Below are 22064 nucleotides of genomic sequence, written 5' to 3' on the forward strand. Positions count from 1 at the left end.
GAATCTATAAATATTAAGAACCTGTTTCAATTACATTGGAGCAGGTTTTTTTATCTTTAACATCAAAATTATAATATGAAAAAAATATTAACTCTATTAGTTTTTGTAATATTGATAAGCTGTGGTGGCCAAAAGCAAATTATCAATACTCCCAACGCTATTAAGCTTGAAGAGGTAAAAGAAAGCCTTGAGTATTTAGCTTCAGACGAATTAGAGGGAAGAAGTACAGGTAGTAAGGGCATAGAAAAAGCAGCAATTTATATTGAGGATTTCTTCAAAGCGCATAAAATAAAACCTTATTTTAAGACCTACCGCGATAGTTTTAACTTAAAAGATATAGTGGGCTATAATGTTGTTGGTTACATTGAGGGGAATGACCCTAACCTAAAAAAAGAATTTGTGATACTCGGTGCGCATTACGATCATATAGGTAAGGGAAAGGCAGTAAATGGTGATACTATTGCTAATGGCGCAAACGATGATGCATCTGGTACTGTTGCGGTTTTAGAATGGGCTAAATACTTTTCTAAAACTAAAAACAATAAAAGAAGTATTTTATTTACGCTATACGCAGCAGAAGAGTTAGGTTTAAAAGGTTCTGGGCATCTAGCCGAACGCCTTAAAGCTCAAAACATAGATTTGTACACTATGATTAATTTTGAAATGATTGGTGTGCCTAGAGCCGAAGATGAAATTATGGCATATATTTCTGGTTATGAAAAATCTAATATTGCAGATAAGTTAAATGGATATTCTGGTACAGAAATTATAGGATTCTTACCTAAGGCGAGAGAATATAAGCTATTTATGCGCTCTGATAATTATCCGTTTTATAATGCCTTTAAAGTACCTGCACATGCCATTTCTACTTTTGACTTTACTAATTTTGACTACTATCATCATGTGGATGATGAGGCAGACAAAATGGATTTTCAGCATATGACTAATTTTATAAAAAAAATGATTCCTGCTATAGAAGGTATGGTAAATACAACTTCAAAAGAAATTAAACTAAATGAATAAAAATATTATAATAACGGGCACTAGCCGAGGTATAGGTTTCGAATTAGTACAATTGTTTGCAAAAGCAGGCCATAAGGTTTTGGCATTATCGCGAAATGAAAAACCAATTCAGAATTTAAAGTTAGAAAATGTTACCTGTTTTTCTTTTGATTTAAATGATAGCGCCTCATACAGAAAAGTAGAGGCCTTTATACAAACTAAATGGCATAACGTTGATATTTTAATTAACAATGCAGGAGCACTATTAAACAAGCCATTTGCTGAAACTACAATAGATGATTTTGAGAATGTTTACAAAACCAACGTTTACGGTGTAGCTGAACTCACAAGAGTGGTTCTTCCATTTATGAAGAGTAGAAGTCATGTAGTAACTATTAGTTCAATGGGTGGTGTTCAGGGCAGTATGAAATTCCCCGGTTTAGCAGCATACAGTTCTAGTAAAGCAGCAGTAATAACACTTACAGAGTTGTTAGCAGAAGAATATAAAGAAACTGGAATATCGTTTAATGTTTTAGCTTTAGGAGCGGTGCAAACTGAAATGTTGGAAGAGGCATTTCCAGGATATAAAGCACCAACAACCGCTCTTGAAATGGCCAAATATATTTTTGATTTTTCGTTAAACGGAAATACATATTATAATGGTAAACTGTTGCAGGTTTCTAATTCTACGCCGTAGTATATGAGTAAATACAAATGTGTAATTTTTGATTGTGATGGTGTGTTGATTGATAGTGAGCCTATTGCCATTGGTGTTTTGGTTGAAATGGCCAATCATCTTGGAGCAAATATGGACTTTAATACAGCATTAATTGAGTTAAAGGGAAAGTCGTTTAACTCTTGTACGCATTTAATTTCAAAATGTATTGGGAAACCGCTGCCGGTTAACTTTGAATCTGATTATCGCATTAATACTTTTGAAGCGTTTAGAGAAAAAATAAAACCCATAAAAGGTGTTAAGAGCGTGGTTGAAAATTTAGACATTCCATTTTGTACAGCTTCTAGCGGACCAGAAAATAAAATAAGATTAAACCTAGAAGTAACAGGCTTGTTACCATATTTCGAAGGCAATATTTTTAGTTGTTATGCGATTAAAAAATGGAAACCAGAACCCGATATTTTTTTATGGGCTGCAAAAACAATGGGGTTTAAACCCAGTGAATGTTTGGTTATTGAAGATAGTGTTTCTGGTGCTACTGCTGCAAAATTAGGTGGTTTTGATGTGTTTGGTTATACGGAGCACGATTATAATAACGAGCTTGACGGCATAGCAACTAATACATTTAACAACATGGAAAAACTTTTAGAGATGATATAGGTTTAGCTAATTTTTTACATATATGCTTTAAATTAAGTTTTTGCAAAATTTCATTTTTCATTATTTAGAAAAGCTTTACTGATTTTGATACTATTTCCAACCCATCATCAATTAAGTGCCCAAATTCAGGTTTGTTTCGTTTAATGCTTTCTAAATGTTTTACTATTTTTTTAGATAATTCAGTTTCATTATCAATTTGGGACAATTCGTAAAGTTCTACAGGTAGTAACCAATCGTTAGGGTGGTTTTCTATAAGTTCTTCCAGTACTTTGGTTCTAGAAACTGTGTTATTCTTACCTTCTCTATAATCTCTAACTTGTTGGTACAATGTTTCTAGGGCAATACGTTGTTTAGATTTTTTTACGTGTATGGTTTGTGTAGAAGGCACATGCGTTATCAAATCAAAACTGCTATAATCGGCAGGTCCAGAAAATGCAGAAACAATATCCTTGCCAACAGCCATATCGTAAACCCCCCAATCTGGTTGAAACAGTACATTTTCTTCATGCTTTACTATACAGTTCTTAAAGCTTATTAAAATAATTTTTCCTTGCAAGTTACGTTTTCCTGTAATAATTTCACCAGAGACTGATATGCCACCTTCAAATTCTAAAATAATAACGTTTCCTTCATAAATATTATAGGCCGCTAAATCGCGAGGGCTCATATCTTCAATAGCAATGTTTATACCCTTTAATTTTCCAACAGGAGAACCAAAACCATTGGCATGCGTATTTGTACCGTGGCCAACTAATTCTTTTTCTCTATAAGACAAAGCGGTTTTGCCTGTAGTTTGTACATAAATTGGTTTGCCGTCGTAAGCGATTACATTACTGAAAATTCCAGAAATTTGTAGCCCTGTGCTTAATTCTATAGTGCCCAGAGCTTTTGATGCTATTAATTTATTAACTCCAGATAAACCACCTCGCCTTAGTGCCATAGTGTTTGCAAATTCTTCAAGAATTAAACTTAGGTGCGCAAAATTTGGGGTTACATATAGTTGTGGTTGTGGCTTGGTAATATCAAAATCTTTAAATGTAGCATTAATATCGTATGGTAGTTTTTTTACTTTATCTGTCATGCACCAAGCACTCTCGCCAATAGATGATAACAAGCCAGCACCATAAATTTTCGGATTTTCAATAGAGCCTATCAATCCATATTCAACAGTCCACCAGTGTAAATTTCTTATTAAAGCCATTTCACTTGGTGCTCCCATATTTTGCTGTAATTCCTCTACTTTTTTTTCTGCTGAAACTATAGCCTCTTCAGTAGAGTTTGGTGCTTCTTTTATAATGGATAGGTGGCGTACCGCTTCGTATAATTCATAATCTTTTGCAGAAGAAATAGCTTTACATCCAATTTCGCCAAAGCGTCTTAAATATTCTGCATATTCTGGATTAGCAATTATGGGTGCATGTCCAGCGCCTTCATGAATAATATCAGGGGCAGGTGTATATTCAATATGTTCTAGCTGTCTGATGTCGCTGGCAATAACCAATACATTATAAGCCTGAAATTCCATAAAAGCATTGGGTGGAATAAAACCATCTACCGCTACAGCAGCCCAACCAATATCTTTTAAAATACGGTTCATGCCATACATGTTAGGGATGCTATTTATAGAAATACCAGTTTGTTTTAAGCCATCTAAATAAGAACCGTGTGCCACTTTGCTTAAAAAATCTACATTTTTGCGCATCACATAACGCCATACAGCTTGGTCTATTGCCGAATACTCGTTATAGTTCTGTGGTTTTATAAACTGCTTTAAATGCTTGGGTAGCTTTTGTAGTATTAGGTTTGACTCAAATATATCCGACATTTCTAAAGTTTGTACGTTAAAGGCAACTAAAAATACGAATAATTCATCAAAAGACTTAATTTTTAACTTTTCTTTCAATAGTAGTTTTAAAAGTTAAAATTATTTTACTAATATGGAACAATAAAAAAGGATAAGTATAATGGGGAAGAATAATAAGGATTTATCTAAAACCAAACAAAAAATAGTATAGGTTAAGATATAACAAAAGAGGCTATCTAAAAAGTACTTTTAATGTCCTTCATTCAGGACAACACTTTGCAAATAGCCTCTTGTAAATGTTTATTTTTCTGCTTCAGGAGGGTATTGTTCCAGTATTTTAGAAACAAATTCTTTAATACGTTCTTCTTTCTTTTCAGTATTTCTACTTAAGAAACCGGTACCCATACCTTGCCAAATTAGCTCTTTCTTTTTAGCATTAATAAGGTCTACAAAAAGAACACCTTCGGTTTGGGTAGATACTGCTGGCTGATTCCAACCCCAGCCCCATCCAGGACCAAAGCCTCCCCAGCCTCCCCAGCCCCATCCGCCCCAACCCCAGGCGCCCATGCCCCAAGCATTGTTGTAAACGTCTACGCGTTGGTTGGATTTGGTGAAAATGCTAATAAGAATATCTGGATCTTCAGATTTTATAAAACCTTTGGCTAAAAGTTCTGCTTCAATAGCACGTAAAATTCGGCGTTTATCTATATCGTTAATTTCGGCCTTATCAATCCCCGTCTTAAAAAAGGCAAAGGTTTTAAAAGAACTAAAATCGGCTTTTCTATCATAATCTGTCGATACTCTAACAGAAGAGCATGAGGTGGCCACTATAAGAAGGGCTATAAGTGGTAAAGTTTTAAATAATTTTTTCATGGCATATATATTTAATTTTTAATCTCAGTAGAGTAGAGATGTTACAACTTTTTATAATATTATAATCATCAATAATCATACCACATAAGCTAAAAAGCTAGCGTTGTATTGTATTTGTTTTTTTGTTGTAGCCATAAGGGCAATGTCTGCAACCACTTTCACAGCAGTAACCGCGTTTTAAGTGGTATTGTTCCGTAAAACAGCGATAACCTTCGGGTGTAAGGTAATAATCGCCTTTTTCTATAGGGATAATCTTTTTCATATATAACAAAGATATTTAATTTTAAAGAATTATTTTGTGGTTTGGTTTTTTGACGTTTCATTATTAAATGATTGTAGTTTTTAAATATTTAGTTCCAAAGGGTTACACTGGTATTTCAATATATCCGTTTATTATCCTAAATAATAGGGCGATATTATCTAGTAAAACCCTTATAAACCATGAGAAAATTCATTTAAGGCAACAGCTAGAATTATTGGTAGTTCCGTTTTATTTATGGTACGTCTTAGAATTTTTAATAAGGCTTGTGCACTACAAAAATTGGGATAAAGCTTACCTAAATATTTCTTTTGAAAGAGAAGCTTATACAAAAGAGTTTGATTTTGAATATTTTAAACACCGCAAGTTTTGGAGTTTCATAAAGTATATTTGCAAGTAATGAATTTCGATTTTGAAAAAACTAGTAATCAACACATTGCACTTCCTAAGAAAAGTGGTGTGGAATTGTTAATAAAGCGTGAAGACCAATTGCATGCGTTTGTGTCTGGAAATAAATACCGAAAGTTAAAATACAACTTAAAGGAGGCAGAACAATTAGGCTTTAAAACCTTGCTAACCTTTGGTGGCGCTTTTTCTAACCATATAGCTGCTGTAGCTTCAGCAGGTTACATTTTAGGCTTTAAAACAATAGGTGTTATTAGGGGTGAAGAGCTTTATGGCGAAATAGAACACAATCCAACATTGCGATTTGCACGAGACCATGGCATGCAATTTAAATTTGTACCTCGTGATGTTTATCGCGAAAAAACTTCTGAAGGATTCTTAAATGAATTGAAGCAAGAATTTAAAGATTTTTATCTTATACCCGAAGGAGGTACAAATTCGTTGGCTGTAAAAGGGTGCGAAGAAATACTTAGTGAAGACGATAAAAATTTTGATGTTGTATGTTGTGCTGTTGGCACAGGGGGAACAATTTCTGGACTTATTAACTCTTCAAAACCTAGTCAACAAATTTTAGGATTTCCAGCACTAAAAGGTTCGTTTTTACATGAAGATATTAGTAAATTTGTTGCTAAAAGCAATTGGAATTTAATAACCGATTATCATTTTGGAGGCTATGCTAAAATAAATTCAGAATTAGTAAGGTTTTTAAATGCATTTAAGTCTGATAATGGCATACCTCTAGACCCTATTTACACTGGTAAAATGATGTATGGTATTTTCGATTTAATCAATAAAAATTATTTTCCAAGAGGTTCTAGAATATTAGCGATTCATACTGGAGGATTACAGGGCATTAATGGAATGAATGCTTTTTTAAAGAAGAAAAAATTACCCTTAATACAAATTTAATGAAACAATTACTTTTTATCATATCGCTTAGTTTTTTTGTATTTAGTTGCGGTTCTAAAAAAACTGTAGTTACCAAAAAGTCTAAGAGGGAACAAACAGAAGCCGTTATTGTTGAAAAAAAGACACCAGAGAAAGAGGTGGAAAGTACAACAGCGCCTTCTGCATTAACTTCAACTGAAGCTTACATCGAAGCATATAAAGAGATTGCCCAAAAAGAAATGACCCTGTATAACATTCCTGCAAGTATTACTTTGGCACAAGGTATTTTAGAATCTGCTTCAGGAAAGGGACGCCTTTCTGTAGAGGCAAATAATCATTTTGGTATAAAATGTCACACCTGGACAGGAGCAAAAATTTATCATGATGATGATAAAAAAGGCGAATGTTTTAGAAAATATAATAGTGCAAAATATTCATTTAGAGATCATTCCCTGTTTTTAACATCAAGAAAACGTTATGAAGGCCTGTTCGATTTAGATGTTTCAAATTATAAGGCTTGGGCTAAAGGGTTAAGAGCTGCAGGTTATGCTACAGATAAAAAATATCCTCAAAAATTAATAGGTTTAATAGAACGTTACGAATTATATAAGTACGATGATGAGGTTTTAGGTTTAAATCCATCTAGACGTAAGTTTAATACAGAAGAAGAATACCTAGAGCATGTTGTTGCAAAAGGCGATACGTTATATAATATTTCTAAACGCTACAATACTAGTGTTGAAGCTATTAAAAATGCAAATAACATAACTGGTTCCAATATAGCTATTGGGCAAGTGTTAAAAATAAAATAAAAATATACTATATGATTTATAAACGCAGTAGCGCATTATTTGCTGAAGCGGAAAAGGTAATTCCAGGGGGCGTAAATTCTCCAGTTAGGGCTTTTAAAGGTGTTGGTGGAACCCCAATTTTTGTTAAGGAAGCAAAAGGTGCTTATTTGTATGATGAAGATGGCAACCGTTTAATAGATTACATAAATTCTTGGGGACCTATGATTTTAGGGCATGCCCATGAACCTGTAGTTAACGCGGTAGTTGAAAAAGCAAAAAAAGGAACATCATTTGGGATGCCAACCGAAATTGAGACAAAAATAGCAGAATTAGCAGTTTCAATGGTGCCTCATATTGATAAAATCCGCTTTGTAAATTCGGGAACCGAAGCGTGTATGAGTGCCATTCGTTTGGCACGCGGTTTTACAGGAAAAGATAAAATTATAAAATTTGCAGGATGTTATCATGGACATTCAGACTCTTTTTTAATTCAAGCAGGGAGTGGTGCTAGCACGTTTGGTACACCCAATAGCCCTGGAGTAACCCAAGGTACAGCTAAAGACACCTTGTTGGCAAATTATAATGATATTGATAGTGTGGCAGAACTTGTTGGTGCCAATAAAAATGAAATAGCTTGCATTATTATAGAGCCTGTTGCTGGAAATATGGGGTGTATTCCCCAAAAAGGAAATTTTCTTAAAGAACTACGGTTAATATGTGATGCAAATAATATTTTATTGGTTTTTGATGAGGTAATGACAGGTTTTAGGTTAGCCAAAGGAGGGGCACAAGAGTTGTACGGTATTCATGCCGATATTGTTTGTTTTGGTAAGGTAATTGGCGGGGGGCTTCCTGTTGGGGCTTTTGCAGCTCGAAATGAAATTATGAATTATTTGGCACCTGAGGGGCCAGTGTATCAGGCTGGGACTTTAAGTGGTAATCCGTTAGCAATGGCAGCAGGCTTAGCAATGTTATCTGAGCTAAATGCTGATGGTGAGGTATTTAAACGTTTAGCCGAAAAAACGGAATATTTGCATAAAGGGATGTTTAAGGTATTGAATGATAACGGTATTGCCCACACAATTAATAGAGTGGGTTCTATGATTTCAGTACATTTTGCTAAAGATGAAGTTTTTGATTTTTCAACTGCAGCAAAAGGCAACAACGATACCTTTAAAGCTTTTTTTCATGGCATGTTAAGCCATGGTATCTACATAGCGCCAAGTGCTTTTGAAACATGGTTTCTCACAGATGCGCTAACCTACGAGGATTTAGATTATACTATTAATGCAGTACATAAAGTAGCAAAGACATTGTAAAAAAAAGAAGCATCGCGCCAGGGCGCGATGCTTCTTAATCAAAAAAATCACTAAACTAAATAAAACTCAAACTCTATTTATGCTTTTTTACGATCACGCTTTTTCTTGTCTTTACCTTTCATTTTAGATTGTCTTTTGGCCATAGACTTTTCCCATTTGGCGTATTGTTCATCATTTAATATTTTTTTCATTTTAGCCTTAACCTCAATTTTGTGGTCCAACATTTTATTTGCCATAGCTAAACGTTCTTCTTTTGTAGGTTTAGCTGCATCACCACTTTCTCTTTTAGCTTTTCTTTCCGCCATTTGAGTTTTTCGCATTTTGGCGTTCTCTAAATTTATTTTATAAATATCATCTTGTTGTGATGCATTTAAATCTAAGGCTAAAGTCATTTTTTTCGTTTGTAACGTAGCGATTTCCTCTGGTTCTAAATCCATCATCGCTTTTCTGTTTCTCTCGGGGCCTTGAGCATTTGTAATTTGAATTGTACAAACAGCAAGGGCTATCATTATTAATTTTTTCATGGTATAAAAATTTATGTTTATTTGGTGTTTGGACTACCAAAACAATTAATGGTTTAAAAGAAAGTTTAATTTTAACTAGGTATTAACAAAAAAGGCTTCCGAATTGGAAGCCTTTTTTTGTGATGAATTAAGATGGGGTTATTGTGGGTCGAGAATAATATTAATCCTTTCAACTGCATCTTTTAGATGAATTCTGCTCATAGAATCTCTTCCTCCTAAACGAGAATTAATTAATCGTTTTAAAGTGTTTAATTCTGCTCTAACTACAGCTCTTATGTCTGACTGACTTGTATTTACAGGTGTAAATTTAATGTATGACGAATTAGAGCTAGGCGATTTTGGTGTCTCTGCCGTCATTAAATATTCCAATCTGTCAATGTAAGCGCGTTGTAAATTACGTCTGTAGGTGTCTATGTTTTTGCCTGTGTTTAATTCGCTCCAAATACCGTTTCTTAAATCACGCATCATTTCTGTAAGTGTGTAAGCATTATTTCCGTTTAATGATTCGTTTTCAATCATTCTAGCCATTTTGCCTAAACTTAAAATATTGCTTAAAGTTCTAGCTTGCATAGATCTTACACGTTCTACCGAACCAGAGTATTCAATTTTGTTAAAGATGTTCGTGTCTATTAACCATTCTGGTGTGTTAAACAACTGTTTGTTGATGAAGCTTAAACAATTTTTTTGATGTGCTTTGTCTACGTGGGTGTAAACAGCACCTTCTTGGTCTGCAGTTTTATAATCTTCGTAAACACCACCAATATTATTTGAAACATGACCCATATAACGGTTAAATTGAGAAATAACATGACCGTACATGTTTTTTAAATCTTTATAATCGTAGCCATCTTTGGTGGTCCATTCTATAAGTTTGGGTACTATTCTTTTTAGGTTTTTAATACCATAAGTACTGGCTAATATGGCATCGTCTCCTAAATCTTCGGTTTGCGAACTTGGGTCTACTACATCTCCAACTTGTTGGTGTCCAAACCTATACATAGGGTCGCCCGCATGTTCTAAAATCCAACTATTTAAAATGTCTTTTTCAGCTTTGGCGCTTTTATCTAAAATAGGTCTGTACCCCCAAGAAATAGCATATTTATCATAAATACCTATGTTTGGAAATAAGGCAACGCCTTTATCTTCTGGCTGTGCTATATAATTAAAACGTGCATAATCCATAATGGAAGGTGCGGTTCCGTATTTTTTAGTGAATTCTGGGTTTCGTAAATCTTCAACTTTATAAGCGGCACTACTCCCCATATTGTGTGGTAAGCCTAGGGTGTGACCAACTTCGTGAGAGGACACAAAACGAATTAGTTCGCCCATAACTTCATCGCTAAACTCTGCAGTTCTAGCATCTGGGTTTGAGGCAGCAGTTTGAACGAAAAACCAGCCATTAACTAAACTCATCACGTTATGGTACCAATTTATATCTGATTCTAAAATTTCACCAGATCTTGGATCGCTTACATGAGGGCCATTAGCGTTTGGTATTGGCGATGCTAAATAACGAACCACCGAGTAGCGTACGTCTTCTGGAGTCCACTCAGGATCTTCTTCAACCGTAGGAGGGTCTTTAGCAATTATTGCATTTTTAAAACCTGCAGCTTCAAAAGCTACTTGCCAATCTTCAATGCCTAACTTAATATATTTACGCCATTTTTTTGGTGTTGCCCTATCAATATAATACACTATTTGTTTTTTGGGCTCAACCAATTCACCTCGTTTAAATTTTTCTATATCTTCATCTTTTACCTCAAGTCTCCATCGGTCTAAATATGTAACGGTCTCACTCTTTTGAGCTTCAGATCCATAATCTATTTGACTACTGGTAAACCAGCCAACGCGCTCATCGAAATAACGACGCTTCATGGGTTCCTTTGGCAGTAACACCATAGAGTTGTTTATTTCAATTGAAATTGTTCCTGTACTTGCGTTAGATGGTGGTTCTGCGGCATTGTAAGTTTTTACATGGCGCGCTTCGATGTTTAAGGGATAGCTCTTTACAGATTCAATAAACGATTTACTATCGTCTAATCTTGAAACCTTATAGCGTTTTCTGTATCTAGAACCTAAACCTAGGGCGTTTACGTCTTTTTCAAATAAATCGCTAACGTCTATAACAGTAGTTGTTGAGTCTTTGCTAAAAGCTTTTATAGGGAAAGTAAATAAAACTGGTTCGAAGTTAGAATTAACAACTGCTTCATGCACTGGTAAATCTTCATCAGCTACCACATTGTGAGACACCACTCTTAGGAGTATTTTTTTATCTTTCTTTTCCCAGCGTAATACTTGTGTATTTTCTTTTCCGCCTCCAAAACCAAGGCCACTTGCTGTTTTGGCAATGCGCGTAACCATCAGCATTTCTCTGCCTAATAGCGAATCTGGAATTTCATAGAAATATGCATCATCTATTTTGTGCACATTAAACAGGCCTGTATCTGTTTTGGCTTCTTTGGTTATAACCTTGTCGTAAGGTTGAATTTCGTTGCTTTTGGATTTTTTTGGTGCTGCATTTGCCGTCGTAGCTGCTTTTTTATCAGCCTGAGCTTTTGCAGTTTTTTTTGAAGTGCCACAAGCAGTTAGTAAAAGCATTGCGGCAATACCTAGTACTTTAATGTAATTTTTCACTATTAGTTTTTTTTAATTTTGGCCACTAAACTAATTATATTACCAATAATGATTGGTTTTAATACTGTAAAATTGGCAATATTTTAACGAAATAAAGTGGCTAAGTTTAGCGTAGAAAAAACAAGTTGTACAGCGATTTAACTTACTTTAAAATTGGAATATTAAAAGCAATACCTGTTTGAAAATCTGGAGCATTATTAACAAGTAAATCTTGGTTTAAAAATAGCGATAGTTTGTAGTTGCGTTTGCTGTAGGTATACACAATACTCCAATTAGATAATGCTTTGTAGAGCGTAGCTACGCCATTTTGCCAACCTCCATTAATTTCTCTCCATTTCCCAAGAAGTTTGTAGTAGCCTTCTTCGGCCTTTTTGTTAAAGCGAGACTGTATATGGTAGTTTATTCCAAAGGCGTTGTAGTTGCCTTTTTTAGTATATTTTGTAAATTCTATGTGTCCTTCAAGACTAGCAAGTAGGGAGTTGTTGCCTAAATCTATATTGTTGTTTTTTAAGTTTATAAAATTTTTGTACAACACACTTGCGCCAACTCCAAAATTAAATTCGTTTTTGTTTTTAAGTGTAAGACTTTTAACACTGTTTAGTGATATACCATAATCTATTGATGTGTTGAATTTTGAAGTATTTATTCCTATGTGGTTTCCAAAATTAACATGTATGTGTTTTTCTTCATCTTTAAGAAATGATGGATAATAGAAATGATTGAATTCTAAACCACCTACAAAAAAGTCGTTAGCGTTTAGTTGAAGAGTTCTTCCGTTTCTATCTTGATATGAAAAGTTTACTTGGTTTAGTCCATAATAACGCCTTCCAAAAGGATCTTCCCCACCGGCAATGTTGGTATGAAACCACTCTATTGTCTCATCGCTAGTAAATAAGGAAAAAGGATGTTTCCCTTTTGTTATTAAATACGTGCGAATTGTAAGCCCAAATTCGTGCTGGTTAGAAATTGCGAAGTTATAGTTAGCACGAAACTCTTTAATAACTGCATCAATTACAATATTTATATAATCTGCAGGTGTTGTTTCTTGATTGATAAAATTAAAAGGTCTATCGTGCCATTTTATTTCGCTTAAACGCGCTCTAACTTCTGGGTTTTTAGGGAAATAAGCTTCTACATAAGGATGAAATGTATTACCACTAGTATAGTTTAATGAAAATGTTGAAGATTTGGGAGGGCTAATTTTAAAGTTTTGATTTATACGGGCGCTAAAAATCCCAAAATGATGTGTGGATAAAATACTGGGCCTTTCTATACCGTTTTTAAAAACTAAATTGTCTTTTTCTTGTGCATTAAAAGAAAGATTAAATAGTAAGTAAAAAAGTAAAAGGATTTTTTTAAGCATTGCGCAAATATAAAATATTTAAAAGGTTGTTTTATTTCTGGTTGTTTAATTAGCCCAAAACCTTGTGGGTTAAACTATAAGGTTTTAAATACATCATAAAAGCAACTAAACGTAATGCTAAAACCTTAAAGAAGTCTTAAAAAAGGGTTTATACTAGTTAAACATTTCTAAATAGAAGTAAGGAATTGGAAATTTTGTCGTCTATTTGTATAAGTTTAGTTTAAAACAAGTTTAGTTTAGATTAGTTTAGTTAAAAGAAAAGCCGGTAGTTAAAAACTATCGGCTTTATTTTTTGTTTTCTTTTAGCTAAATTTTTTCTACAAAAAGGCCATCATTTGTTTTTTCAACTTTAGCTAAACTGTTTTTAGTGAGTTCTTTAATTGATTTATCCCACTTTTTGTTTGATAAACCAGATTGAGATTTTAATGCTGCTAATTCTAATTTTTCAGCTTTATTTAATATTTCTAGAATTGCTTTTGCATCATCGCTAATGGCTAGAGGTTTTTTCTCTGGTTTCATTTGCGGAAAGAACAGCACTTCTTGAATAGATTGGTTATTGGTTAAAAACATAATTAATCGGTCCATACCAATTCCCATGCCTGAAGTTGGAGGCATGCCATATTCCAAAGCACGTAAAAAATCGTAATCTATAGTTGCTGTAGCTTCATCATCGCCTTTTTTAGCCAATTCTAATTGGTGTTCAAAACGTTCGCGCTGGTCTATTGGATCGTTTAGCTCACTGTAGGCGTTAGCAATTTCTTTCCCACAAACCATTAATTCAAAACGCTCTGTTAATTCAGGGTTTTCACGGTGTTCTTTACATAAAGGGCTCATTTCCTTTGGGTAGTCTGTAATAAATGTAGGCTGTATATAGTTGCCTTCGCATTTTTCGCCAAAAATCTCATCGATCAACTTGCCTTTGCCCATGGTATCGTCTACTTCAATACCTAAATCTTTAGCAGCTTGACGAATTTCAGCTTCTGTTTTTCCTGTAATATCAAAGCCAGTAAAATGCTTAATAGAGTCTGCCATTGTTACCCTTGGGTATGGTGCTTTAAAATCTATTTCGTGTTTGCCAAATGTGGCTTTAGTAGTACCGTTTACGGCAATAGCACAATGCTCTAAAAGTTGCTCGCAAAAATCCATCATCCAGTTGTAGTCTTTATAAGCTACATAAATTTCCATAGCTGTAAACTCTGGATTGTGGGTACGGTCCATTCCTTCGTTTCTAAAGTTCTTAGAAAATTCGTAAACACCATCAAAACCACCAACAATTAGGCGTTTAAGGTACAGCTCGTTCGCTATTCGCATGTATAAAGGAATATCTAAGGAATTGTGATGTGTAATAAATGGGCGAGCCGCAGCACCACCAGCAATAGGTTGTAAAACAGGAGTTTCTACTTCAAAATAACCTGCATCGTTAAAAAACTGGCGCATGGCATTGAATAGCTTGGTACGCTTAACAAACACGTCCTTAACATGTGGGTTTACTACTAAATCTGCATAACGTTGCCGGTAACGCTGTTCTGGGTCGGTAAACGCATCATGAACTTTTCCTTCTGCATCTACGCGAGGTTGTGGTAATGGTTTCAATGCCTTACTCAACAACGTAAAATCTTTTACCATTACGGTTTTTTCGCCTACTTTGGTTTTAAAAAGTTCACCTTCAATACCAATAAAATCACCAATATCTAGAAGCTTTTTATAAACCTCGTTATACTTGCTTTTATCTGCTCCAGTACAAATTTCATCACGGTTAAAGTATACCTGAATTCTACCTTCGCTATCTTGTAGTTCTGCAAAACTAGCGCTTCCTTGAATTCTACGCGACATTAATCTACCAGCAATAACAACGGTTTTACCTTCTTCAAAATTATGTTTTATATCTTTTGAAGTTTGTGCTACAGGATATAAATCTGCGGGATAAGGATTAATGCCTAAGTCTCTTAATTTTGCGAGTTTTTCGCGTCTTACCAATTCTTGTTCTGAAAGCTGCATGCTATTTTATTTAAAGCTGCAAAATTACATTATTTAACAGAATAAGCGCAAAAAAACCGTTAGGTTTTACAAACGTAGCGGCTTAGTTTGCCAATGTTTAGTTTTGTTTAGATTGTATGGCTTGCAGATTCTCAACTAAATCTTTGTTATCTGGAAAAATTCTCATAGCCTTTTTAAGCACCAATACAGCTTCGTGCGTTTTATTATTAGCAACTAAAATATTGGATAAGTTTATATGTGTTATAGGATTATTGGGAAATAGTGTATTGTTTAGTTTAAATACCTCAATAGCTTCATCGGTTTCGTTAATGGTATAAAGTACATTGCCGTAGGTGTTTAGTTCAAACATATTGTCAACTTTGTTCTTAAATATTTTAGCTAATTTTTTTTGCTGCTTTTTAAAACCATTTAAGCCATCATTTTTTAGAATATTATCAATTTTACTTACTATTTGATAGTTGCTCTGATAATTGTTTGAAGTTATGATTTTTAAAATATCCTTTTCTAAAGATTCTACAGGATGCTCTACGATGCGGTTAATTTCTTTTCCGTTTTTATAAAAAATAAAAGTAGGTACGCGATGGATGTTTAAGCCGGCTTCTTCATGATTTGGACTTTTTTTATACATGTAAGGTTTTCTACTAACAGCAATAACGGTGAGTTTGTGTTCTGGGTAACCTAAAGCGGTAATAATTTTATAGAATCGTGGCACTTCTAGCTTGCTATCACCACACCAAGTTCCCATAAAAAGCGTAATGTTGTAAGTGTTTAACTGTGTGCCTATAGCCTCAATAATTGCTTTTTGTGGTAGGTAAGTATTGTAGTTTTTATTAAACCACGATTTGTAGTTTATAGAAGTTAAGCCTGTTTTGTCTATTTTTCCCAGTAAAAAAGGTGTTTCGCCATCAAGAGCAATTTCCTTGTTCAAATTTTGGGTATGCGATATGAATACTAAACTAAACGCAACAATTAGTATAATAATGTTTTTCATGGCATATATTATTTAAGAGTTACAGTATTTTTATAAATAATGTTGCCTTTAATCTGTAATCGTTTTTGGGGCGTGTCTGCATTTGATATAACCATAATAGATTTGGAAAATTTACCAACTCTATTTGTAGCATATTTTATGTTTATAGTAGACGATTTACCAGGTAAAATAGGTGTTTTAAAGTAGTAAGGTACTGTACAACCACAGGTGGTTTTTATGTTTGAAATAACAATAGGAGCAGTACCACTATTTGTAAATTTAAATGTTTTTAAACCATTATCGTTTTGCTGAATAGTACCATAATCAATTATGTCTTCTTCAAAATTAAAAATACCAACATCTTTCTTAAAAGTTTGTGCTTGTGAAAAACTAAAATTAGAAACAAAGATAAAAAGCAGTAGTGTTTTAAGATGTAAAACTACTGTGTTTTGGGCAGATTTAAAATGTGTCATAATGTTTGTTTTTTTATTGTTGATTTTCAACAAACATCATTATTGTAAAGGGAAAAATATACCTATTTAAGGGTTGAAATTGGTACTAGTACCTAGGTGTATTTTTATAACTTATTGTTAGTTAGAGATTTAATTTCGTCTCTAGAATTCACGTTTAGTTTTTTATAGATGTTATTTACGTGTGTTTTTACTGTGCTAACACTCACAAAAAGTGCTCCTGCAATCTCTTTATTGCTATATGCTTGCAGTATTAAATCCAATACCTTTTGTTCTTGTTTGGTAAGTTGGTCTTTAATTTGGAGATGCTTCTTTTTATTTTTTGTTTTATCTCTATATATAAACCAAAAGTTTAATATTAAAGAAGCTAGCAATACCCCTGATAAAATATGCATCCAATTAGCAGTGGTTGTATCTCTATCTGGAGTTGCAATAAATTTATCTGAGGTAATTTCGGCTTCATATTGTTTAGTATAAGGGCTATTGGGGTAAGTTTTTTTTAATCTTTTTAATAGATTGTCGTAATACGTATTGACCTCTAAATCCTTTAAATAGTAATCATGAAACGAACTACTTCTATCAGATAAAAACGTGTAGATGTATAATTCTGCAAGAGGTTCATTTAACCCAATGCCAAAATCTTGTAGTGTTTTAAACCATTTTTTGTTGTTAAGTTCTCTATTGGCCTTACTTCTGTATTCAGAGTAGGCAAATTTCATTTCCTCTTTAATGGAATCTATTCTTATGAAAGTTGATGTTTTTAGGTTAGTAGATTTAATATCACAAAACATTTCAGCATCAAAAGACAAAGGGAAACTTATGGAGTCTGTATTTTTAGCTATAAACAGTATATCCTTACTATCAGAACAGTGACCGTTAAAATGATTGCTATCTTGACTATAAACATCGCAATTATCAACATGTAATTTGTAAATACGATGTTCAGTATCTAATTGATTTCCTGAAAATTTAAAAAAACCAGTGTGATCTACAGAGGTTTTAGATATAATTTGTTCGTTATCTATAGTTTTAAGGGTACGGTAATCTTCTATAATCGATAAATACACATCACCTTGCCATTGCTCAGTATTTATATAGCCATTAAAATAGTGCTGAGCAAAACCACAATGGCAAAAGCAAATAAAAACAAATATATAAGCTAAATCTCTCACAGCACTAAACTACTATATTTTCTAATAACCCAAAATTTAAATATATAGCTTGTAATTTGTAACAAATATGTTAAGTTGGCGTCAAATATTTAATCATCAATCATTAATTATATCACTATGAGTATTTGGAGAGTTATACTTTCTATTATTTGTCCGCCATTAGCAGTTATCGACAAAGGCTGTGGTTCTATTATTATTGTTTTTCTACTATGGCTTTGTGGCTGGGTTCCTGGAGTAATTGCTGCTTTGGTAATACTTAATAACCCTAAAAGTTAGTTTTTTAGTTACAGTTAGCTACAATGAGTTTAAATATTTACTCTTTTTTGGCTTTAGTTTTAGATTAAATATGTAGATATCTACCCTTATGCCTTGGTAACTTTGCGATAAAAATAACTTATTTTTGTTGTATATGAATAAGAACATTGCACTACAAGATTTAGGATTTAAAGATTACAAAGAAACTTGGGATTATCAAGAGGCCTTGTTCAAAGCTATTGTTGATACAAAAGTTAAGAATAGGCGAGAAAACGCAAATCTGCAAACTCAGAACCACTTTTTATTTGTAGAACATCCTCATGTGTATACCTTAGGTAAAAGTGGCGATTTATCTAATTTACTGTTAAACGAAACGCAACTAAAAGAAAAAGGTGCAACATTTTATAAAATAAATAGGGGCGGCGATATTACATATCATGGGCCAGGGCAAATTGTAGGTTATCCTATTTTAGACTTGGAAAATTTTTTTACCGATATTCACAAATATCTTCGATTTCTTGAGGAAATTATAATCCTTACACTTTCAGAATATGGTTTAAAAGCAGAAAGAAGCCCAGGCGAAACAGGTGTCTGGTTGGGTGTAGGTACACCATTTGCCCGCAAAATATGTGCTATGGGTGTGCGCGCTAGTCGCTGGGTTACCATGCATGGTTTTGCACTAAATGTTAATGCAGATTTAGGCTATTTTGATAATATTATTCCGTGTGGTATCAAAGGTAAGGCAGTTACATCTTTAAATGTAGAATTAGAGGTTGAAAAAGTAAATGAGGCCGACGTAAAGGAAAAACTGCTGAAACACTTTTCTAATCTTTTTGAAGCACATTTTAGTATTTAGAAAAGAATGAAGGTAAAAAGGGGAATAAAAATAGCATTGTTAATATTAAGTTTTGCAATAGTATGTTTAGTAAGTGCTGCTACTTACAGTATTTTGGTAATTGAACAGACTAAGTTCGAGTACGAAATATTGTTATTGCTGGCAATTATTTTAGGCGGCGTGTTAAGTATGGTTTACCAAATTAAAACCATGAAATTTTATAGCTTAAAAACCAAAAACCTAGAGCTAAAAGGAAAATTGTTTTGGATAGGAAACCTTGTATTCTCTATATCTCTATTTTGCTTTTCCCTATATTTTATTTACTTTATTTACATAAGCTATGCTAATTTTGAGGCCGGTATGCAAAATAGTGTTTTAATTACGCTCGCCATTACTATTTTAATTTTACTTGTTGGGGTTTTTCTAGCTTTAGAAACAAGTACGCTCTATAAAAGAATTCTTAACCAAAAAGAGCGCGACTATATTGATTCTATTGATGATATTAAAGGACATCAAGAAGAAGACTTTAATCAATTTTAATGAATGAGTTTTAGGTGCTCTAAATAAGTCTTCTTAAAAAACCGATTTTTTAATGCGTGCCTTTTAATAATTCTTTTGGGAATTTAGCTTTAAATCGTTTTAATCTAGGAATAGACACATTTCTTATGTATGGGTTGTTAGGATGCAAACGTTCATAATCTTGATGATAATCTTCTGCTATCCAAAATTTTTGAAAAGGATATACCTCCGCAGCAATTTTAGCATCTAATTTTTTAGAAAGCGCTTCTTTTTTTTCTAAAATAATTTTCTTTTGTGTATCATTTTGATAGAAAATAATAGAGCGGTATTGAGAGCCTTTATCTGGTCCTTGCCCGTTAACTTGTGTAGGGTTTTGCGATGCAAAATAAGCGTCGACCAATGTTGAGAAACTCACAACCGTGGGGTCGTAAATTACCTCTACAGCTTCTGCATGCCCTGTACGTCCTGTGTTGCTAGATTCATAGGTGGGGTGCTTTGTATGTCCGCCAGAATAACCATTAATAACTTCGTCTGCGCCTTTTATGCTTTCGTAAACAGCTTCTACACACCAAAAACAGCCACTTGCAAAATAGGCTTTTGCTTTACCATTTTTTAAAGGTACTTCTATAGGTTTTGCGTTTATAACTTCTTGTTGTTTTTCGTTGTTTTGTGCAGAGTTTTTGCAACTAAATAGTACTGTAATAGCAAAAAGCGTAATAATATTTTTCATTTTTGTATTTTTCTTTTTCTTATAGACGTATAAAAATACAAAACCTTAAGGTTAGATGTGTAAAAGTTATTTTAAAATTTAATAAGCAATACTGCTCATTTAATTTATCATCCAAACGGCAACAAAAACAACTTTTTTACTAAGCAAAATTTACTGTGTAAGCATTAAAAAATGTGCATTTCATCGATTATTTTAAGTGTATCGACGAATAGTGTTAAAAAAATATGTATTTCATCGATTATTTATGTTTTTAGACGGTGTATTTCAAATCGGTTTTTATATTTGACACGTACTAAATAACATACTTTTTAGTTCAATGGATTAATTAATTAATATTTGCATTATGTTGTTGATGTGGAGACCCCAAATCTAGCACATAATATAAAAGCAAATTAAGAAAGAACCGAGTTTGAGGGAACTCGGTTTTTTTGTGGAATAATACGAAATGTTAAATTAATTCTTGGGCCTATTTTCCTTGTTGTTTTAGGTATTTGGTGTAACCAGTTTTCTTGTGTAGAACCCTGCATTAACAGTAGACTTCCGTGTTTTAACACTATTTTTTTCTTTAAGGTTTTATCATGCTTATGTTTAAAATGAAACACACGTTCTTCCCCAAAAGTTAAGGATGCAATTATCGGGTTTTTGCCTAATTCTTTTTCGTCATCAGCATGCCAACCATTACTATCTTTTCCATTACGATATAAGTTAGCTAAACAACTTGTAAAATAGATATTTAGCTCTGTTTCAATAGCATTTTTTATCTCCAAAATATCTCCTTTAAACTCTTGGGGGAACATGGTAATGTTACTGTAAGAATATGGTTGGTTATTTGTACCAAAAAAAGCAGTTAATCGGGGTTGGTCATAGGTTTTTCCAAAAACCTTTATTTTGTCTTGTTGCCATTTAAGTTTTGAGTATAAATTTTTAAAATAAGTGTTTGCTTCGTTTTCACTAAAAAAAGTAGGGTAGTAAAGTACATTAGCATCTTTCAGGTTCAAATTTTCAACATTTAACAAGCGCATAGTTTTTATTTTCTAAATTAGCATAAATCATTTTTTTAATGAAGTATCAGCTTATTTTTTTATTTTTTTTTAGTGTTTTTTTTGGGCATGCCCAATTACCTAACGGTTTTGTATATGCCAACAATTTTATATCTGATTTAGAAGTTGAATTACGTTATTTTGGAACCAATAATTTTGTAGGGCAACCCATTGACGGTTACAACAATAATTGTTTAATCTTAACAAAAGAAACCGTATTAGCGCTTAAAAAAGCACAAAAAGCATTAAAAAAGAAAGGTTTGGGGTTAAAAGTTTATGATGGTTATAGGCCACAGCGTGCTGTTAACCATTTTATACGTTGGGCAAAAGATTTAAACGATACCATTTATAAAGCCCGTTTTTATCCAGACATAAATAAAAAAGACTTATTTAAAGAAGAATACATAGCTACCAGATCTGGACACACAAAAGGAAGTACCGTAGATATTACCTTAATAGATTTAAAAACAAAGAAGGAGTTAGATATGGGAAGCATTTATGATTTTTTTGGAATACAATCTTGGATTAATTATCAAGGACTAACCGATAAGCAAAAAAATAACAGAGACATTTTACAAACATTAATGTTGCAACATGGTTTTAGAAATTACCAAAGAGAGTGGTGGCATTTTACGTTGCGTAACGAGCCATTTCCAAATACTTATTTTGATTTTCCTGTAGAATAAAATAGGTCTAGAAGGGCTTAAAACCCATATGTTAGCTTATAGCCATTAAATTGTTAGCTGTTTTAAGCAAATTAAATTAATTTTTTAGGATAGTCTCAATTTTAATTTTGGATTTAAAATCCAAATAGCATTAAAACTATTTTGTTTAATAAATAACAAAATAAATTAAACAAAAAGTCGAATCTATTAGA

Annotated in this window: 22 protein-coding genes; 10 read left to right on the plus strand and 12 right to left on the minus strand. The window is 33.2% G+C overall.

Features of this window, described 5'->3' with window-relative positions:
• Positions 1–75: 75 nt before the first annotated feature.
• From CLV33_RS11955 to CLV33_RS11965, 3 genes are read left to right on the plus strand one after another with little or no spacing between them, the layout of a single operon-like run.
• A complete protein-coding gene (locus CLV33_RS11955; RefSeq protein WP_105474112.1) occupies positions 76–1023 on the plus strand; it encodes a M20/M25/M40 family metallo-hydrolase in 948 nt (315 codons plus the stop codon).
• Positions 1016–1699, plus strand: a complete 684-nt coding sequence (locus CLV33_RS11960; RefSeq protein ID WP_105474113.1) for an SDR family NAD(P)-dependent oxidoreductase — start codon at positions 1016–1018, stop codon at positions 1697–1699. Before CLV33_RS11955 ends, CLV33_RS11960 begins: the two co-directional genes overlap by 8 nt.
• 3 nt (positions 1700–1702) lie before the next feature.
• Positions 1703–2338, plus strand: a complete 636-nt coding sequence (locus CLV33_RS11965; RefSeq protein WP_105474114.1) for an HAD family hydrolase — start codon at positions 1703–1705, stop codon at positions 2336–2338.
• Between the two features lie 64 nt (positions 2339–2402).
• Here the strand turns inward: CLV33_RS11965 and CLV33_RS11970 are convergent, their stop codons facing one another.
• The 3 genes from CLV33_RS11970 to CLV33_RS17550 all read right to left on the minus strand — a co-directional run bounded on the left by CLV33_RS11970 (position 2403) and on the right by CLV33_RS17550 (position 5277).
• Positions 2403–4163, minus strand: coding sequence for an aromatic amino acid hydroxylase (locus CLV33_RS11970; RefSeq protein ID WP_105474284.1), 1761 nt, complete (start codon positions 4161–4163; stop codon positions 2403–2405).
• A gap of 279 nt (positions 4164–4442) precedes the next feature.
• Complete coding sequence (locus CLV33_RS11975) at positions 4443–5015, minus strand: DUF4136 domain-containing protein (protein ID WP_105474115.1); 573 nt, start codon at positions 5013–5015, stop codon at positions 4443–4445.
• A 97-nt stretch (positions 5016–5112) separates the two neighbouring features.
• Positions 5113–5277 (minus strand): DUF5522 domain-containing protein, encoded by a 165-nt coding sequence (locus tag CLV33_RS17550; RefSeq protein ID WP_161785303.1) that lies wholly within the window; start codon positions 5275–5277, stop codon positions 5113–5115.
• Between the two features lie 396 nt (positions 5278–5673).
• On the opposite strand from CLV33_RS17550, the gene CLV33_RS11985 reads away from it, so the two are divergent.
• The 3 genes from CLV33_RS11985 to hemL are packed head-to-tail and all read left to right on the plus strand — an operon-like array spanning position 5674 to position 8677.
• A complete protein-coding gene (locus tag CLV33_RS11985; protein WP_105474117.1) occupies positions 5674–6588 on the plus strand; it encodes a 1-aminocyclopropane-1-carboxylate deaminase/D-cysteine desulfhydrase in 915 nt (304 codons plus the stop codon).
• The gene (locus CLV33_RS11990; protein WP_105474118.1) at positions 6588–7379 is read left to right on the plus strand and encodes a glucosaminidase domain-containing protein; all 792 of its coding nucleotides are present in this window, start codon (positions 6588–6590) and stop codon (positions 7377–7379) included. The genes CLV33_RS11985 and CLV33_RS11990 overlap by 1 nt, the downstream gene beginning before the upstream one ends.
• 11 nt (positions 7380–7390) lie before the next feature.
• A complete protein-coding gene (gene hemL, locus CLV33_RS11995; protein WP_105474119.1) occupies positions 7391–8677 on the plus strand; it encodes a glutamate-1-semialdehyde 2,1-aminomutase in 1287 nt (428 codons plus the stop codon).
• Between the two features lie 77 nt (positions 8678–8754).
• On the opposite strand, the gene CLV33_RS12000 is transcribed toward hemL, so the two are convergent.
• The 7 genes from CLV33_RS12000 to CLV33_RS17600 form a co-directional block, all read right to left on the minus strand.
• Positions 8755–9201: a DUF4890 domain-containing protein gene (locus tag CLV33_RS12000; RefSeq protein ID WP_105474120.1), complete on the minus strand. Its 447-nt coding sequence runs from the start codon at positions 9199–9201 to the stop codon at positions 8755–8757.
• Between the two features lie 138 nt (positions 9202–9339).
• A complete protein-coding gene (locus CLV33_RS12005) occupies positions 9340–11799 on the minus strand; it encodes a zinc-dependent metalloprotease (RefSeq protein WP_105474285.1) in 2460 nt (819 codons plus the stop codon).
• A 178-nt stretch (positions 11800–11977) separates the two neighbouring features.
• On the minus strand, positions 11978–13198 hold the full coding sequence (locus CLV33_RS12010; RefSeq protein WP_105474121.1) for a hypothetical protein: 1221 nt from the start codon (positions 13196–13198) through the stop codon (positions 11978–11980).
• Positions 13199–13504: 306 nt separating this feature from the next.
• Positions 13505–15196, minus strand: a complete 1692-nt coding sequence (gene lysS, locus CLV33_RS12015) for a lysine--tRNA ligase (protein ID WP_105474122.1) — start codon at positions 15194–15196, stop codon at positions 13505–13507.
• Positions 15197–15293: 97 nt separating this feature from the next.
• On the minus strand, positions 15294–16187 hold the full coding sequence (locus tag CLV33_RS12020) for a thioredoxin family protein (protein WP_105474123.1): 894 nt from the start codon (positions 16185–16187) through the stop codon (positions 15294–15296).
• A gap of 8 nt (positions 16188–16195) precedes the next feature.
• Positions 16196–16639 carry a DUF1573 domain-containing protein gene (locus tag CLV33_RS12025; RefSeq protein WP_105474286.1) on the minus strand — a complete coding sequence of 148 codons (444 nt, stop codon included), beginning with the start codon at positions 16637–16639 and terminating at the stop codon, positions 16196–16198.
• Between the two features lie 104 nt (positions 16640–16743).
• Positions 16744–17808 (minus strand): helix-turn-helix domain-containing protein, encoded by a 1065-nt coding sequence (locus CLV33_RS17600; RefSeq protein WP_244906430.1) that lies wholly within the window; start codon positions 17806–17808, stop codon positions 16744–16746.
• A gap of 117 nt (positions 17809–17925) precedes the next feature.
• Here CLV33_RS17600 and CLV33_RS12035 point away from each other — a divergent pair, with 117 nt between their 5' ends.
• The 3 genes from CLV33_RS12035 (at position 17926) to CLV33_RS12045 (ending at position 19438) form a co-directional block, all read left to right on the plus strand.
• Positions 17926–18084 (plus strand): YqaE/Pmp3 family membrane protein, encoded by a 159-nt coding sequence (locus tag CLV33_RS12035; protein WP_105474124.1) that lies wholly within the window; start codon positions 17926–17928, stop codon positions 18082–18084.
• 133 nt (positions 18085–18217) lie between these two features.
• The gene (gene lipB / locus CLV33_RS12040) at positions 18218–18919 is read left to right on the plus strand and encodes a lipoyl(octanoyl) transferase LipB (protein ID WP_105474125.1); all 702 of its coding nucleotides are present in this window, start codon (positions 18218–18220) and stop codon (positions 18917–18919) included.
• A gap of 6 nt (positions 18920–18925) precedes the next feature.
• Positions 18926–19438 (plus strand): hypothetical protein, encoded by a 513-nt coding sequence (locus tag CLV33_RS12045; RefSeq protein ID WP_105474126.1) that lies wholly within the window; start codon positions 18926–18928, stop codon positions 19436–19438.
• 49 nt (positions 19439–19487) lie between these two features.
• On the opposite strand, the gene msrA is transcribed toward CLV33_RS12045, so the two are convergent.
• On the minus strand, positions 19488–20147 hold the full coding sequence (gene msrA / locus CLV33_RS12050; RefSeq protein ID WP_105474127.1) for a peptide-methionine (S)-S-oxide reductase MsrA: 660 nt from the start codon (positions 20145–20147) through the stop codon (positions 19488–19490).
• A gap of 392 nt (positions 20148–20539) precedes the next feature.
• Positions 20540–21169: an alpha-ketoglutarate-dependent dioxygenase AlkB family protein gene (locus CLV33_RS12055; RefSeq protein WP_105474128.1), complete on the minus strand. Its 630-nt coding sequence runs from the start codon at positions 21167–21169 to the stop codon at positions 20540–20542.
• A 38-nt stretch (positions 21170–21207) separates the two neighbouring features.
• Here CLV33_RS12055 and CLV33_RS12060 point away from each other — a divergent pair, with 38 nt between their 5' ends.
• A complete protein-coding gene (locus CLV33_RS12060) occupies positions 21208–21873 on the plus strand; it encodes a M15 family metallopeptidase (RefSeq protein ID WP_105474129.1) in 666 nt (221 codons plus the stop codon).
• Positions 21874–22064: the final 191 nt, after the last annotated feature.

This window comes from Jejuia pallidilutea (assembly GCF_002973595.1).
GTDB lineage: Bacteria > Bacteroidota > Bacteroidia > Flavobacteriales > Flavobacteriaceae > Jejuia > Jejuia pallidilutea.

What these genes read in the sequence shown, in the direction of transcription:
- CLV33_RS11955 (WP_105474112.1), top strand. Translation starts at nt 76, where the DNA reads ATGAAAAAAATATTAACTCTATTAGTTTTTGTAATATTGATAAGCTGT.
- CLV33_RS11960 (WP_105474113.1), top strand. Translation starts at nt 1,016, where the DNA reads ATGAATAAAAATATTATAATAACGGGCACTAGCCGAGGTATAGGTTTC.
- CLV33_RS11965 (WP_105474114.1), top strand. Translation starts at nt 1,703, where the DNA reads ATGAGTAAATACAAATGTGTAATTTTTGATTGTGATGGTGTGTTGATT.
- CLV33_RS11970 (WP_105474284.1), bottom strand. Translation starts at nt 4,163, where the DNA reads ATGTCGGATATATTTGAGTCAAACCTAATACTACAAAAGCTACCCAAG.
- CLV33_RS11975 (WP_105474115.1), bottom strand. Translation starts at nt 5,015, where the DNA reads ATGAAAAAATTATTTAAAACTTTACCACTTATAGCCCTTCTTATAGTG.
- CLV33_RS17550 (WP_161785303.1), bottom strand. Translation starts at nt 5,277, where the DNA reads ATGAAAAAGATTATCCCTATAGAAAAAGGCGATTATTACCTTACACCC.
- CLV33_RS11985 (WP_105474117.1), top strand. Translation starts at nt 5,674, where the DNA reads ATGAATTTCGATTTTGAAAAAACTAGTAATCAACACATTGCACTTCCT.
- CLV33_RS11990 (WP_105474118.1), top strand. Translation starts at nt 6,588, where the DNA reads ATGAAACAATTACTTTTTATCATATCGCTTAGTTTTTTTGTATTTAGT.
- hemL (WP_105474119.1), top strand. Translation starts at nt 7,391, where the DNA reads ATGATTTATAAACGCAGTAGCGCATTATTTGCTGAAGCGGAAAAGGTA.
- CLV33_RS12000 (WP_105474120.1), bottom strand. Translation starts at nt 9,201, where the DNA reads ATGAAAAAATTAATAATGATAGCCCTTGCTGTTTGTACAATTCAAATT.
- CLV33_RS12005 (WP_105474285.1), bottom strand. Translation starts at nt 11,799, where the DNA reads ATGCTTTTACTAACTGCTTGTGGCACTTCAAAAAAAACTGCAAAAGCT.
- CLV33_RS12010 (WP_105474121.1), bottom strand. Translation starts at nt 13,198, where the DNA reads ATGCTTAAAAAAATCCTTTTACTTTTTTACTTACTATTTAATCTTTCT.
- lysS (WP_105474122.1), bottom strand. Translation starts at nt 15,196, where the DNA reads ATGCAGCTTTCAGAACAAGAATTGGTAAGACGCGAAAAACTCGCAAAA.
- CLV33_RS12020 (WP_105474123.1), bottom strand. Translation starts at nt 16,187, where the DNA reads ATGAAAAACATTATTATACTAATTGTTGCGTTTAGTTTAGTATTCATA.
- CLV33_RS12025 (WP_105474286.1), bottom strand. Translation starts at nt 16,639, where the DNA reads ATGACACATTTTAAATCTGCCCAAAACACAGTAGTTTTACATCTTAAA.
- CLV33_RS12035 (WP_105474124.1), top strand. Translation starts at nt 17,926, where the DNA reads ATGAGTATTTGGAGAGTTATACTTTCTATTATTTGTCCGCCATTAGCA.
- lipB (WP_105474125.1), top strand. Translation starts at nt 18,218, where the DNA reads ATGAATAAGAACATTGCACTACAAGATTTAGGATTTAAAGATTACAAA.
- CLV33_RS12045 (WP_105474126.1), top strand. Translation starts at nt 18,926, where the DNA reads ATGAAGGTAAAAAGGGGAATAAAAATAGCATTGTTAATATTAAGTTTT.
- msrA (WP_105474127.1), bottom strand. Translation starts at nt 20,147, where the DNA reads ATGAAAAATATTATTACGCTTTTTGCTATTACAGTACTATTTAGTTGC.
- CLV33_RS12055 (WP_105474128.1), bottom strand. Translation starts at nt 21,169, where the DNA reads ATGCGCTTGTTAAATGTTGAAAATTTGAACCTGAAAGATGCTAATGTA.
- CLV33_RS12060 (WP_105474129.1), top strand. Translation starts at nt 21,208, where the DNA reads ATGAAGTATCAGCTTATTTTTTTATTTTTTTTTAGTGTTTTTTTTGGG.